This window comes from Mesorhizobium sp. C120A (assembly GCF_030323105.1).
GTDB lineage: Bacteria > Pseudomonadota > Alphaproteobacteria > Rhizobiales > Rhizobiaceae > Mesorhizobium.
In genome coordinates, this window is record NZ_CP100476.1 from 960632 (window position 1) to 975466 (window position 14835).

Consider the following 14835-nt stretch of genomic DNA (forward strand, 5'->3'; position numbering starts at 1 on the left):
TTCACTTGCCGGCCTTCGGCTTTTCGACATGGCCGCCAAAGGCATAGCGCATGGCCGACAGCAGCTTGTCGGCGAATTCGGATTCGCCCTGCGAGGAGAAGCGGTCGAACAAAGCCGAGGACAGAACCGGCGCCGGCACGCCGGTGTCGATCGCCGCCTTCAGCGTCCAGCGGCCTTCACCGGAATCGGAGACGCGGCCGCCGAACTGGGCCAATGCCGGGTCGCTCTTCAGAGCGCCGGCGGTGAGGTCGAGCAGCCAGGAGCCGATCACACTGCCATGGCGCCAGACCTCGGCCACCTGCGGCAGGTCGATGTCGAACTGATAGTATTGCGGGTTTTCCAAAGGGCTGGTCTCGGCGTCGGCAGTGCGCTGTCTTTTGCCGGCATTGGCCGATTTCAGGATGTTCATGCCTTCGGCGTAGGCGGCCATGACGCCATATTCGATGCCGTTGTGGATCATCTTGACGAAATGGCCGGCGCCGCTCGGTCCGCAATGCAGGTAGCCAAAGGGTGCGGTCCCGCCCGCCTTGTCGGGCGTGGCGCCGGCATCGGCGCCGGGCGCCAGCGTGGCGAAGATCGGATCGAGGTGTTTGACCGCCGTATCGGGGCCGCCGATCATCAGGCAGTAGCCGCGCTCCAAGCCCCAAACGCCGCCGCTGGTGCCGACATCGACATAGTGCAGGCCCTTGGCCGCAAGCTCGGCCGCCTGGTCGACAGCGTCGTGATAATAGGAATTGCCGCCGTCGATAATGATGTCGCCGGGCTCCATCAATGCTGCCACCTGGTCGGCGATCTTGCCGGTGATCGCCGCCGGCAGCATCAGCCAGGCGCTGCGCGGCTTGGAAAGCTTGCCGACGAACTCCTCCATCGATGCGGCGCCGATGGCGCCATCGGCAACCAGGGCGGCAACGCTTGCCGGGTTGATGTCGTAGACGACGCATTGATGGCCGTCGCGCATCAGGCGGCGCACCATGTTGGCGCCCATCCTGCCCAGTCCCATCATTCCGATCTGCATGGTGTTGTCCTAGTCGCTTGAGGAAAGAAATTGCTGGCGAGTTAGTTCTCAATGCCGACGGTGAAGTCGACATTCTCCCAACGGTCGCCGTCGGGCCAGAAAAAAGTGAAGACGATCGTATTACCTCGCGGAATATCGGTCACCGGCAGATCCGCCATATGGACGCCAAAGACATTCACGGACGTGTTGATTTCATGGCTGGTCTGCCACTGGTCGCCGCTCCAGCGGATCAGTGCCGGCTGCAGCAGTTCAACCCGCAGCGTCTTGCCGGCTTCCATGGTGCGCAGCCTGTTGTTGAAGCGCCATATCCTCAGCGGCGAGCCGGTCTTGTCCCTGACATAGCGCTTGACGCCTTGCGGCGGCATGTCGAAGACGGCGCCGTCGCGGAGCGAGCGCAACAGCTTGATGTGTTCCGAATGCGCCCAGACCAGCGGCATGGCGCTGCCCGACGGCTTGCCCAGCCACAATTCGCGCTCCGGTATGTCGGCGCCGTCCCAGACCTGTTCCGGCAGCAGACCGCCCACACCAGCCGAAGCCTCGAATGTCCTGAGCAGGCTTGCCGCCTTGTCCTTGTTACCGGCGGCCAGCTCGTAGTGGGCGCGTTCGCCGGCCAGCAACGGCCAGGGCCGGCCCTGGCCGTTGCCGTCGAAGGGCGCGCCGTCGGCGTGTTCGCCATAACCGTCGCTGGTGTAGCGATACCAGAGAGGCCCTTGCGGCAGGTCGCAGCGCAGTTGCGCGTCTATGATCTTGACCGTGCCGACGATGCGCGGATCGTCCGCGGCCCTGAGGCCGAAGCGGACCAGCGCCAGCGCGTCCGGGCTGACAATCGCTTCGGCCGGCTTGTCGGTATCGCCCGGCGGACGGTTCTTGATCGGTACGAAGCCGTCCTTCGGCGATGCGGCGCCTGAAGCGTCGGCCGGCGCGATGCGGATGTAGTAGCCGTCGACGCCAGCCTCGTGGCACTCCGGTGTGCCGGTGACATAGGTCCAGCGCTCGATCTGGTCGTTCCAGCAATCCGCGACCTCGCGCAAATAGTTAGCCGGCTCGGGTTTGCCGTTGACGTCGAACAGATCGGCGGCGCCAAGCAGTGCCGATATTTCGACGGCGAGCGTGAATGGGCTGTAGCCGGCATCCTCTTCCCAGCGGTCCTGCCCGGTGACGGGACCATTGCGCACGACATAGGACATGGCCTTCTCGATCATCGGCATGAAGGCGGCGAGCTTGGCGCGCGGCAGATGGCCGGCGCGGTGCAGCGCATCGGCAAGCAGCAGCGGGAAGGCGCATTCGTCCATCTGGATGCCCGGCCAATAGAGCGAGCCGTCGAGCCACACATTTTGTGGCCAGTGGCCGTCCGGCTGCTGGATGGAACGGAGATAGGCGAGGATCTCAAGCGCCTGCGCCGGATCGCCGGCGGCGACGAAGCCGCCCGCGGTTTCGACGAGGTCGCGCGGCCAGACCAGATGATATCCGCCAAGGTCGTCGTCGCCCTTGCTGAACCCCCAGGGGATCGACAGGCTGGCAACGGCCGCACCGGGCCTCGCCAGCGACAGGTGTGTCGCCAGCACCGCTGTGCTGACGCGGTAGGTGTTGAGGCCGGATGCATCATGGTGGTCGAGCGCCGTCAGGCCTGCCTGCCATTTCCGCCATTTCGCGACATAGGCCTTTGCCGCCGGCTCAAAACCGCGTTTCAGGCTGGCGGCGGCGTTTTCGGCCGCTTCATCCGGCGTTGCCCCAAACCCAAGCGCAAGCAAGGCTTTGCTGTTGCGTAAGGAAAAGCCGATCTCGCCGGTCAGCGCGACATTGCCGTCCTCCGCCCTTTGGCAGGCCGGATCGAGCCGGCCGGCGCGGCTGAGTTGCTGCCAGCCGTCGGAAAAGCCTGCATAGCCGGCCGAGCAGTCGCCCCAGGGCAGCGAGGAGGCAAGCGCCAGGCAGGTGCCGCGCCCGGACGCAAACAGCATCGGCTTGCCCTTGTGCTCGCCGATCCAGGCGGTGTTGCCCATGCCGGCATTGACCAGATGCGGCGCCAGCAGGGCGTAGACGCGGTAGTCCGTGGCCACGCCCTCGAGTGCCGTGAAGCTGGTTTCCTGCAGCAAGGCCGGGCGCGCCGGATCCGCCAGGATGCGCTTTTCGACCCGGTAACAGGCCGTCGCGTTGACCAGCCGGTAGGCGGGCACGCCGTCCTCGAACGGCTCGATGGCATGTGTGGCGTCACGCTTCTCCTCGGAAAACCAGCCGCCGGGACCGGTGACCAGCAGTCCCATGTCGCGCGTGCAGGCGCTGTCGAGGCCGGGATAGTAGACTTCATTGACGATGCCATGGCTGAGCGTGAACCAGACGCGGCTCGCCGTTGAAAGCGCGGCACCTACGCCGCTCTTGGCGCTTGACGTCCAGCGCGCCGGAATTCCGGGCGCGCCCATTCTTTTGGGTGCACTGGGGGGAAGGGTCGGCGGCGTCGCTGCCATGCATGGTCTCCTGGGCCCTTCCCTAGACCAGCAGGCGAAGGCTTTTCAATCATCGCACCTGAAGTTGATCGCCAAAGCGTAACCGATCGCAGTTGACAAGCGAGCTCATCTGCATTTGTCTGACAATAGATAAAAAACAGGCAGCCAACGCCAAAACCATCAGCAACAGTCGGCGGGGCCGACAATCCATGGGAGGATTATGACATGAAGAAACTGCTCGTCCTGAGCGCTCTGGCGGCGATGCTCGCCTCGGGCACGGCGCTTGCCGACACCAGCGGCAAGAAGATCGCCTTCTCCAACAATTACGCCGGCAATTCGTGGCGTCAGGCGATGCTCGACAGCTACGGCATCGTCACCAAGAAGGCGGTTGAGGATAAGATCGTCGGCGCCGCCGACATCTTCACCACCGCCGACAAGGAAGTGCCGACCCAGGCTGCCCAGGTGCAGAACCTGATCCTGCAGGGTTATGACGCCATCGTCATCAATGCCGCATCGCCGGATGCGCTGAACGGCGCCATCAAGCAGGCCTGCGATGCCGGCATCGTCGTCGTCTCCTTCGACGGGACCGTCACCGAACCTTGCGCCTACCGCGTCGTCGTCGACTTCAAGGACATGGGCAAGCAGGAAGTCGAGCAGATGGCCAAATTCCAGCCCAAGGGCGGCAATTTGCTGGAAATCCGCGGCCTTGCCGGCACCTCGATCGACGATGCCATCCATGCCGGCATCCTCGAAGGCGTCGCCGCCCATCCCGAGTTCAAGATCGTCGGTTCGGTGACCGGCGACTGGGACCAGACGACGGCGCAGAAGGCGGTCGCGACGATCCTGCCGTCGTTGCCCGACATCGTCGGTATCGTCGACCAGGGCGGTGACGGTTATGGCGCGGCACAAGCCTTTGCCGCCGCAGGCAAGCCGCGTCCGACCATCATCATGGGCAACCGCCAGGACGAGCTGAAATGGTGGAAGGAGCAGAAGGACAAGGATGGCTACCAGACCTGGTCGGCCTCGATCGCGCCCGGCGTGTCGTCGCTGGCCTTCTGGGTGGCGCAGCAGGTGCTCGACGGCCGCACGGACATTCCGCATGACCTTTTGGTGCCGTATCTCGCCTTTACCCAAGACAATTTCGAGACCGAGCTGCCGAAAATCAAGGAGGGCGGCGTCGCCACCCACGAATACAGCCAGGAAGACGCAATCGCGGCGATCAAAGCCAATATCAAGTGATGCATTGCATTCATTGCCAGCGGCATGACCGACCGGATATCGTTGAGCATGCCTGAGGCCAATACGGACATCATCAGACTGGGCGGCGCCGAAAAACAAATCGGCGCCGCCCATTTGGACATCATCAGGCTGAACGGCGCCGAAAAACATTTCGGCGCCGTTCGGGCGCTTAACGGCGTCGACTTCCATGTTGTATCAGGCGAATGCGTCGGGCTGGTCGGCCACAACGGCGCCGGCAAGTCGACGCTGATGCATATGGTGGCCGGTACGCTGCAGCCCGATGGCGGTGAGATCGCGGTGCGTGGCAATGCCGAAACCGACTACTCGGTGGCGCGCGCGCTGAAACTCGGCATACGCTGCGTGTTCCAGGAACTGTCGCTCTGCCCTAACCTCAGTATCGCGGAGAATACGCGCCTCAACCATCCGGCGCTCACCGGCTTCGGCTGGCGACGCAAGGCGGCTGCTCTCATTGCCGCCAAGCTGGACGAAATCTTTCCGGATCACGGCATCTCGGCGGACGACATTGCCGGCGATCTCTCCATCGGCCGGCGGCAGATGGTCGAGGTGGCGCGCGCCTTCACGGTGACGCGCGATCCGCTCGACCTGGTCATCCTCGACGAGCCGACCTCTTCGCTGGACGCGCATACTGCGGGCCAGCTGCTTGCCTTCGTGCGCCGTTTCGTCGCCACCGGGGGCAGCTGCATCCTGATCTCGCATGTGCTGGGCGAGGTGCTGCAGAATGCTGACCGCATCGTGGTGATGCGCGACGGCAAGGTGGTCGCCACGGACGTGGCAAAAGCGTTCGACCGCGACCGGCTGGTGACGACGATGGGCGGCGCGGAAGCGTGCGAGAAGATCGCGGCGGAGATCGCCGCCAGGCCGGCGGCGGGCCCGCTCAGGGTGCGGGCGCGGCCCGAGCGGCAGCAGGACGGCAAGGAGCTTGTCGCCCGCGCCGGCGAGATCATCGGGCTTGCCGGGCTTGCCGGCCATGGCCAGACCGACCTGTTGCTGGCGATCTTTGCCGCCGCGACGCGTAGAAGGCTTGATATCGAGGTGACCGCCCCGGTGGCGCTGGTGGCCGGAGACCGCCAATCGGACGGCATTTTCCCGCAATGGTCTATTGCCGAAAACATCGGCATCCGCTCGCTGGCGCAGCTGCGCAAAGGGCTGCTGATCTCGCCGCAGCGCGAGGCCGAGCTTGCCGAGTTCTGGAAGCAGAAGATTGGCATCCGCACGCCTGATATGACCAACAACATCTTCTCGCTGTCCGGCGGCAACCAGCAGAAGGCGCTGTTTGCCCGCGCACTGGGTTCCGATGCGCAGATCGTGCTGATGGACGATCCGATGCGCGGCGTGGACATCGGCACCAAGCTCGAGGTCTACGATCTCGTGCGCGAGGAGGCGGCCAAGGGCCGGACCTTCCTCTGGTACACCACCGAGACCGAAGAGCTCGACAATTGCGACCACATCCATGTCTTCAAGAACGGCCGCATCGTCGCCAATCTCACGCGCGACGAGCTGACCGAGGAAAAGATCATCCAGTCCTCATTCGGCGACGCGGCCTGAGATGACGGCAATCGCTCCCGGCCCGACGACCTCGCCGCGCAGCAGTGCCGCCCGCGCGCGCCTGTTGCGCAGCCTGTTGCCGGCGCTGTCGCTGGCGCTGGTGGTTATCGCCATCGCCTGGCTCAACCCACGCGCCATCAGCTATTTCGGCTTCAGCCTGATGTTGAACCTGGCTATCCCGATCGCGCTGGCGACGATCGCCCAGATGTTCGTCATCGCCGGCAATGAGCTCGATCTGTCGATCGGCACTTTTGTCGGCTTTGTCGGCTGCGTCACCGCGACCTGGCTGAAGGACGCGCCGCTGCTCGGCGTGGTCATCCTGCTCGGCGCCATCGGGGTCTATGCACTGCTGGGCGCATTGATCCATCTGCGCAATCTGCCGTCGATCGTGGTAACGCTGGGCATGAGCTTCGTCTGGCAGGGGCTTGCCATTCTGGTGCTGCCCAAGCCCGGTGGCAAGGCGCCGGACTGGCTCTTGTCGCTGATGGCCTTCAAGCCGCCCTTCATTCCGTTCCCTATCATCGCCGCGCTGGCGATCGCAGCGGTGGTGCATTTTGGGCTGATGCGCACCTCTTATGGCGTCATCCTGCGGGGATCCGGCGGCAATCCGGCGGCGCTCAGGCGCGCTGGCTGGTCGCTGCTTCGAACCAAGATCGTGCTGTTTGCGCTGACCGGCCTATTCGGCGTTCTGTCCGGCATGGCGCTGATCGGCATCACCACCTCGGCCGACGCTAATATCGGCAATGGCTACACGCTGCTGGCGATCGCCGGCGTCATCCTCGGCGGTGGCGAGTTCGTCGGCGGCCGGGTATCGCCGATTGGCGCCGTGCTCGGCGCGCTGACACTGGCGCTGGCGGCATCGCCTCTGCTCACCTTCATGCACATTCCGCCGGACTGGCAGGTCGCGGCCAACGGCGCCATCCTGATCATCGTGCTGGCAGCCCGCGTCCTGATCAGCCGCAGGGAGAGGTAGCGATGACGCTGGTTAAATCGCTTGTCGCCAAACCCTGGATCTGGTCGTTCATCGGCGCGATGTTCGTCTGGCTGGCGACCATCGCTTTCACCGGCGGCTATGGCGGCGGCGGCATGATCACGGCGGCACTTTCGCTTGCCGTGTTCACCGTGATCGTCGGCGTCGGCCAAATGTTCGTCATCACGCTCGGGCCAGGCAATGTCGACCTGTCGCTGCCGGCCAATATCGGGCTCGCCAGTGCCGTCGCCATGAAGGTCATGGGCGGCAGCGATTCCATGATCGTGGTCGGGCTGCTCGCCGCGCTCGCCTGCGGCGCTGCCATCGGTGCCGTCAACTATCTCCTGATCTGGGCGCTGAGGATCCCGCCGATCATCGCCACTCTGTCGGCCAGCTTCATCATCCAGTCGATCGACATCAGCTATGGGCGTGGCCTGCAGATCAAGCCGCCGCCCGGCTTTGCCGATTTTGCCAACTGGCAAATCCTGGGCATTCCAGTGCTGGCGATCCTTACCGTATTGTTCACCATCGGTGCGGCCATCGCCTTGCAGCGCATGATCTATGGCCGCTCGGTGCTGGCGATCGGCCAGAACATCCGCGCCGCGTGGCTTGCCGGCGTCAATGTCGGCCGCACCCGCTTCCTCACTTACACGCTGTCGGGCGCGCTCGGCGGCATGGACGGGGCGCTGCTCGCCGGCTATTTCCGCGGCGCCAATGTCGATATCGGCAACGAGTACCTGCTGGCCTCGATCGCCGTCGTCGTCATCGGCGGCACCTCGGTTGCCGGCGGCAAGGCCAATGTTCCCGGTGTCTGGGGCGCGGCGCTGTTCCTGGTACTGCTTCTGACCATGCTCAACACGTTCGGCGTCAGCGCCGGCGTTCGGCTGTTGCTGACCGGGCTGATCATCGTCGGCGTCATCACCGTAGCCGGCGGCGAGAAAGCGCTGCGCTAAAAGGCGTGAGCCCGGCAGCAGTCCCGCCAAATTTGACCATGTGGACAAAAGTCCGCACCCGTTCCATAGTTCCGCGTCTGATTTCGGAACAGTCGGCTCGACACGGCTGTCAAACAGAGGGGCACTAGATGGAAAACCGGAAAAACAAATCGCAATCGACCGGCCTGTCGCGGCGCGACGTGCTGGAACTCGGCGCACTTGGCCTGGCCGCAGCCATGCTGCCGGGTGCAGCCCTCGCCAAGGACAAGAAGCTGAAGGTGGCGGCGATCTTCGCCACGCCGATCGAGGAGCCGTGGGACAACCAGATCCACGTCGCCCTGCAGAAGGCCGAGAAGGAACTCGGTATCGAATACAAATGGTCGGAAAAGGTGCAGACCGCCGATTTCAGCCGCGTCATGCGCGAATATGCGCAAGGCGGGTACCAGCTGGTGCTGGGCGACGCCTTCGCCGCCGAGCGTGAATCGCGCCGCACGGCAAAGCAGTTCCCGAAGACGGCATGGCTGTTCGGCTCGGGCGCCGGCCCGGCCGAGCCCAATTTCGGCGTCTTCGACAACTGGATCCACGAGCCGGCCTATCTCTCCGGCATGATCGCCGGCAAGATGTCGAAGTCGGGCACGATCGGCGCGGTGGCGGCCATGGGCATTCCGGAAGTGAACCGGCTGGTCAACGCCTTCTTTGCCGGCGCCAAGGAGGTCAATCCCAACATCAAGAAGAAGGTCGCCTTCATTGGCTCGTTCTTCGATCCGCCCAAGGCCAAGGAAGCGGCGGTCGCCCAGATCGATGCCGGCGTCGATGTCATCTATGCGGAGCGCTTCGGCGTCATCGAGGCAGCGGTGGACAAGAAGATCCTCGCCATCTCCAATATGTCCGACCAGTCGAGCCTCGGCCCCGACACGGTCATAACCGGGCCGGTCTGGGACATGTATCCGACGGTCGAGCAGGCGATCAAGCTGGTCAAGGCCGGTGTCTTCACCGCGCAGGACTATGGCGATTTCTCGCGCATGGCCAAGGGCGGGTCGTTCCTGGCGCCCTACCATAAATTCGACAAGACGCTGCCGGCGGATGTGAAGGATCTGGTCGAGAAGAAGAAGGCCGAGATCCTGGAAGGCAATTTCCGGGTGGATGTGGATGAGAACACGCCGGTTTCGGATTAGCTCGGCGCACCCCCTCCCCCTTGAGGGGAGGGTGGCCCGCAGGGCCGGGTGGGGTCCTCCGCGAAGTGCTCCATCCTGCTAAGTCATGGGTTGAGGCAGTTGACGTGACCCCACCCGCCTCGCTTCGCTAGGCACCCTCCCCTCGAGGGGAGGGGTATCTCCGCAGGAGCATCCTTGTCCGCCCCTCTCATCGAAATGCGCGGCATCACCAAGAGCTTCGGCGCCGTCAAGGCGAATGAGGCTGTCGATCTAAGCGTCGCCCCAGGTGAGATCCTCGGCCTGCTGGGCGAAAACGGCGCCGGCAAGACGACGCTGATGAATGTGCTGTTCGGCGCCTATGCGCCGGATGCCGGCGAAATTCTTATCCAGGGCAAGACCGTGCGGATCACCAGTTCGGCCGATGCGCTGGCCGCCGGCATCGGCATGGTGCACCAGCATTTTCATTTGGCGCCAAGGCTGACGGTCCTGGAAAACCTTCTGATTGGCATTCCCGGCAAATCCGGCCGCATCGACCGCGCCGGCGGACTTGCCCGGTTGTCCGACATCAGCCGTCAGCATGGGCTGACGCTGGACCCCAACCTGCCTGTCTCCGCGCTGTCGGTCGGCGAGCAGCAGCGGCTCGAAATCGTCAAGGCGCTGTTTCGCGGCGCCAGGCTGTTAATCCTCGACGAGCCGACGGCGGTGTTGGCGCCGGGCGAGGTCGACGGGCTGTTTTCGGCGCTGCGCTCGATGGCGGCGCAGGGGCTCGGCATCATCTTCATCTCGCATAAATTGAACGAGGTGCGGGCGCTCACCCATCGCTGCACCGTATTGCGGCACGGCCGCGTCGCCGGCCGTGTCGACGATCCGGCGAACACGACATCGGCAGAAATGGCGCAGCTGATGTGCGGCCATGAGATCGTGCCGCCGGCAAGAGGACCTTCGACCCCAGGCGCGGCGGTGCTGACGCTCGACGGTATTTCCACCTCACGGCATTCGGGGACGCCGCTGCGCGATGTATCGCTTGCCGTTCGCGCGGGCGAAATCCTCGGCATTGCCGGGGTCTCCGGCAATGGCCAGCGGGCGCTGGCCGAGGTGATTTCCGGCACGCGCGCGCCCGACGCCGGCGCGATGACGATAGCCGGCAAACCTGTTACGCGGTTCTCGCCGCGCGAGGTGCAGGCGCTCGGCCTTGGCCGCATCCCGGAAGACCGTATGACGACCGGGCTGGTCACCAATCTGCCGCTCGCCGATTCCATGGTGTTGCCGCGCATTGGTACTGCGGCTTTCAGCAGCCGGGGCCTGCTCAAGCCAGATGCGATCCGCGCCTTCGCCGAAGAACAGATCAAGGCCTATGACATCAGGTGCCCCGGGCCGATGACCCGCGCCGGCGCGCTGTCGGGCGGCAATCTGCAGAAGGCGCTGCTGGCGCGCGAACTGGCTTTCGACCCGAAGGTGCTGATCGTCTCGCAGCCGACGCGCGGCCTCGACATCGGTGCCGCTCGCTTCATCCACGAAAAATTCCTCGACATGCGCGCCAAGGGCTGTGGGATCATCGTCATCGGCGAGGATCTCGAAGAGCTGCTGGTGCTCTGCGACCGCATCGCGGTGATGTATGAGGGCCGCATCGCCGGCACGCTGGACAGCGCCGATGCGACCATCGCGCGGCTTGGGCTGCTGATGACCGGGGCGGAGGGCAGAGCCTAGATGGACTTTCTCACTCGGTTCCTCGCAGAAACCTCAAATAATACTGCCCGCTTTTGGCTGACTTTAAGCGTCAGCGCTGCCCCTCACCTGCCTGCCGGCATCCTCTCCCCGTATAGAGACGGGGAGAGGGGCTCTCACCCATGGTTTCGCCAATCACCACAGCTGCAAGAGGGGAGTTGCATAGGGCCCAGATCCCTTCTCCCCGTGTCTATACGGGGAGAAGGTGCCGGCAGGCGGATGAAGGGCGGCGCGACCGTCTGGGCGGCGGAGGGGCATAGCTGATGTTCCGCCTCGAAGCCCGCAGTTCCACCCCCGCCTGGTTCAATCTCGCTTTGCCGCTGCTGGCCATCGGCGCAGCGCTGGTCCTGTGCAGCGGCCTCATCGCGCTGGCCGGCGCCGGCGTGCTTGAGGCCTATGGCGTGATGCTGTCGGCCTCGTTCGGCGACAGCTATGCCATCACCGAAACGCTGGTGCGCGCCGCCCCGATGATCTTCACCGGGCTGGCTGTGGCCGTCGCCTTCCGGGCCAAATTCTGGAACATCGGCGCCGAGGGCCAATTGCTGGCCGGCGCCGTGGCCAGCTGCTTCGTCGGCGCCATCCCGATGCCGGGCGCGCTGGCGATCCTGTCGATGGCGCTGGCGGGCGCTGCTGCCGGTGCCGCGGTAGCGCTGGTGCCCGCGACGCTCAGGGTCAAATTCAAGGTGGACGACGTCGTCAGTTCGCTGCTGCTCAATTCGGTCATCTACTATGCGCTGATGGCGCTGATCGAGGGGCCGTGGAAGGACTCGTTCAGCGGCTATCCGATCTCGCCGCCGATCGAGGATTCGGCGAATTTCCCGGTGCTGCTCGAAGGCACAAGGCTGCATCTGGGTGTCATCGCCGCGTTGATCGCGGCCCCGTTGATCTGGTTCCTGATCGTGCGCACCACGCTCGGCTTCCGGATCAGGGTCACCGGCGAAAGCCCGGAAGCCGCCCGCTATGGCGGCATACATGTCGAGCGGGTGCTGATCTCGACGGCGCTGCTGTCGGGCGCGCTGGCCGGGCTTGCCGGCGTCGGCGAGGTCGGCGGCGTGCATTTCCAGGTGATGAGCGACATTTCGCCGGGCTATGGCTATTCCGGCATCGTCGTTGCCATGCTGGCCAGGCTCAATCCGCTCGGCGTCGTACCGGCGGCGATCTTCCTGGCCGCCGTGATGACCGGCGCCGAAGCGATGTCGCGCGCCACCGGCGTGCCGGCGTTCCTCAGCGATGTCATCCAGGGCACGGCGCTGCTCGCCATGCTGGTGGCGCTGCTGTTCACGGCCTATCGCATCCGCCGCGTCGGTGCCGCCTTATGAGCGCGGTGTTCGAACAGATCTTTCAGGTCGGCTTCCTCGCCGCCATTATCCGCATCGCCACGCCGCTGGCATTTGCCACGCTGGGCGAGATGTTCTCCGAGCGGGCCGGCGTGCTCAATCTCGGTATCGAAGGCATCATGCTGCTCTGCGCGATGACCGGCTTCACCGCCGCCAGCCTCAGCGGCAGCCTTTGGCTCGGCGTGCTGGCCGCGGTGTTGACCGGCATGGCGATGAGTGCGCTGCATGCGCTGTTCACCGTAGCGCTCGGCCTCAGCCAGCATGTCTGCGGCATCGGCGTTACTTTGTTCTCGTCCGGCCTTGCCTATTTCCTCTACCGTCTGACCTTCGGCCAGCAATCGGTGCCGCCCAGCATCAAGGGTTTTCAGACGGTGCCGATCCCGCTGCTGTCGGATATTCCGGTTCTGGGGTCAGCGGTTTTCAACCAGTTTGCGCTGGTCTACTTGGCAATCACTGCCATCCCGCTCGCTGCTTTCGTGCTCTACCGCACGCCTTGGGGGCTGTCGGTGCGGATGGTCGGCGAGAACCCGCGCGCCGCTGATTCCGCTGGGGTCAGCGTCATCGCCACGCGCTTCCAGGCGGTCATCCTCGGCGGTGCGCTGATGGGGCTTGCGGGCACCTTCCTCACCATGGCACAGTTCAACGCCTTCACCTTTGGTGTCGTGTCGGGCCGTGGCTGGGTGGCGATCGCGCTGGTCGTGTTCGGCCGCTGGGACCCGTGGCGCTCTGCGGGCGCGGCGCTGCTGTTCGCCTTCGTCGATGCGCTACAATTGCGCATGCAGGCGAGCGGCCTCGGGCATATTCCCTATGAGGCGTTCTTGATGCTGCCCTTCATTTTCACCATCGTCGCGATGGCCGTGATGTCACGCAACGCGGTTGCGCCGTCGGCGCTGCTGAAGCCGTTTCGACGAGAAGAGCGGTAAGGCGAGTAGGACTTGGCGCCCTTCCTCTCCCTCCGGGGGAAGAGGTGGCGCTGCGAAGCAGCGACGGAGCGGGGAACCACCTCGCCACTGTTGCCAACGGGTGCGCATGAATCTTCCTTGCGCCAAGGGTCGACCCCCACTCCGTCGAGTTGCGCTCGACACCTCTCCCCCGATCGACGGGGGAGAGGAAGGGCGCCAAGCCTGGGATACTCACATCGCCGTAAAACCATTATCGACAAACAGATGCGTGCCATTGACGAAGCTGGACTCATCGCTGGCGAGGTACAGCGCTGCCTTGGCCACTTCCTCCGGCTCACCGATGCGGCCCTGCTGTGCGGCCAATGCGGCGTCCGACACGTCGACGCCGAGCTTGCCGAGATCGGCGACCTCGCGCAGGCCGTGCGGCGTGCGGATGAAGCCGGGACAGACGGCGTTGCAGCGTATGTTGCGGTCGCGGAATTCGACTGCGATGGCGCGCGCGAACATGTGGCAGGCGCCCTTGGTGGTGTCGTAGAGCACCTCCATGGGTGTGGCCGCCACAGCCGAGATCGACGAGGTGCAGACGATCGAACCGCCACCGGCAGCGATCATGCCCGGCAACACGGCGCGCGTCATCAGGAACATCGAGCGGACATTGACCGCATGCAGCCAGTCCCATTCCTGCACTGTCGTCTCCAGGAACGGCTTTATCACGATGGTGCCGGCATGGTTGAACAACACCGTGGCCGGGCCGAGCCTGGCAGTCGCCGCCTTCACTGCGGCCTCGACCTGCGCCTCGTCCGAGACGTCGGCCACCCAGTGTTCGGCGATATGTCCCCGCGCGCGTATCGCCGCCGCAGTGGCTGCCGCCGCCTCGCCATTGCGGTCGATGATCGCCACCTTGGCGCCTTCGGCGGCGAACAATTCCGAGGCCGCTCCGCCCATTCCGGTCGCGCCGCCCGAGATGATTGCAATCTTGCCGGCTAGTCTTGTACCCATGTTCTGTTCCCGTTCCCGATCGAAATGATCCGCATTTATGCCGGAATGGCGATGCTATCGCCTATGCAGACGTCGGCCAAGCTTGTCGCTCGCTTGTCGCCAGCAGGGGTCCCCCAGCAATCCAAAACCAAATAATAAGGCATACTGAGAAAATCGTTCTACATATCGCCAAAAAATAGCACTCGACAAAGTCTACTGATTTTATAGATTAATCCGCAAGACGGAGGTCGATATGTCCTATATCCAGAACGCCGAGACGGACCGCACCAGCCAGAGGCTGGCCAATAGCCAGGCTTTCCGCCCGGCCTATGCCGGCGCCTTCGCCTATCTCGTCTTTGCCCTTGCGTTCGTGTTCACCGGGGCAGTCGTGCTCGGCTTGATTCCCTGACCCGTTCAGGCCGAAGGGTGGCGACCTATCGCTTTCAGTGAGTGACCGGAGTTGATGAACCGAATGCGGATGCGCTTTGGCGCTGACCGCTTGTTTTTACGCATGTCGTCGTCTCAAAAACCGGGGCCACTTTTGGGCGACATACATCCAACGTGATGGAGGAGATG

General features: G+C 64.4%; 12 protein-coding genes. 9 read left to right on the forward strand and 3 right to left on the reverse strand.

The features are described from left to right. Position 1: 1 nt before the first annotated feature. Positions 2-1015, reverse strand: coding sequence for a phosphogluconate dehydrogenase (NAD(+)-dependent, decarboxylating) (gnd, locus tag NL532_RS04770; protein ID WP_023683928.1), 1014 nt, complete (start codon positions 1013-1015; stop codon positions 2-4). 41 nt (positions 1016-1056) lie between these two features. Beyond that, complete coding sequence (locus NL532_RS04775) at positions 1057-3477, reverse strand: glucan 1,4-alpha-glucosidase (RefSeq protein WP_023828720.1); 2421 nt, start codon at positions 3475-3477, stop codon at positions 1057-1059. Positions 3478-3681: 204 nt separating this feature from the next. Between NL532_RS04775 and NL532_RS04780 the strand changes: the two genes are divergently transcribed. The 8 genes from NL532_RS04780 to NL532_RS04815 all read left to right on the forward strand — a co-directional run bounded on the left by NL532_RS04780 (position 3682) and on the right by NL532_RS04815 (position 13302). Beyond that, positions 3682-4695, forward strand: coding sequence for an ABC transporter substrate-binding protein (locus NL532_RS04780; protein WP_023683930.1), 1014 nt, complete (start codon positions 3682-3684; stop codon positions 4693-4695). Positions 4696-4743: 48 nt separating this feature from the next. Next, positions 4744-6261: a sugar ABC transporter ATP-binding protein gene (locus tag NL532_RS04785; protein WP_023828719.1), complete on the forward strand. Its 1518-nt coding sequence runs from the start codon at positions 4744-4746 to the stop codon at positions 6259-6261. A 1-nt stretch (position 6262) separates the two neighbouring features. After that, positions 6263-7234 (forward strand): ABC transporter permease, encoded by a 972-nt coding sequence (locus tag NL532_RS04790; RefSeq protein ID WP_023752675.1) that lies wholly within the window; start codon positions 6263-6265, stop codon positions 7232-7234. Between the two features lie 2 nt (positions 7235-7236). Continuing rightward, complete coding sequence (locus NL532_RS04795) at positions 7237-8184, forward strand: ABC transporter permease (protein WP_023828718.1); 948 nt, start codon at positions 7237-7239, stop codon at positions 8182-8184. Between the two features lie 128 nt (positions 8185-8312). Continuing rightward, a complete protein-coding gene (locus NL532_RS04800) occupies positions 8313-9338 on the forward strand; it encodes a BMP family protein (RefSeq protein ID WP_023694458.1) in 1026 nt (341 codons plus the stop codon). A 174-nt stretch (positions 9339-9512) separates the two neighbouring features. Then, entirely contained in the window at positions 9513-11024 is a 1512-nt protein-coding gene (locus NL532_RS04805) for an ABC transporter ATP-binding protein (RefSeq protein ID WP_023710191.1), read from the forward strand. 281 nt (positions 11025-11305) lie between these two features. Beyond that, the gene (locus NL532_RS04810) at positions 11306-12361 is read left to right on the forward strand and encodes an ABC transporter permease (protein WP_023683937.1); all 1056 of its coding nucleotides are present in this window, start codon (positions 11306-11308) and stop codon (positions 12359-12361) included. Then, positions 12358-13302 carry an ABC transporter permease gene (locus NL532_RS04815; protein ID WP_023828717.1) on the forward strand — a complete coding sequence of 315 codons (945 nt, stop codon included), beginning with the start codon at positions 12358-12360 and terminating at the stop codon, positions 13300-13302. Before NL532_RS04810 ends, NL532_RS04815 begins: the two co-directional genes overlap by 4 nt. 210 nt (positions 13303-13512) lie before the next feature. Here the strand turns inward: NL532_RS04815 and NL532_RS04820 are convergent, their stop codons facing one another. Next, on the reverse strand, positions 13513-14280 hold the full coding sequence (locus NL532_RS04820; RefSeq protein ID WP_023686096.1) for an SDR family NAD(P)-dependent oxidoreductase: 768 nt from the start codon (positions 14278-14280) through the stop codon (positions 13513-13515). A gap of 232 nt (positions 14281-14512) precedes the next feature. Between NL532_RS04820 and NL532_RS04825 the strand changes: the two genes are divergently transcribed. Continuing rightward, entirely contained in the window at positions 14513-14668 is a 156-nt protein-coding gene (locus NL532_RS04825) for a hypothetical protein (RefSeq protein ID WP_023670454.1), read from the forward strand. Positions 14669-14835 lie beyond the last annotated feature (167 nt).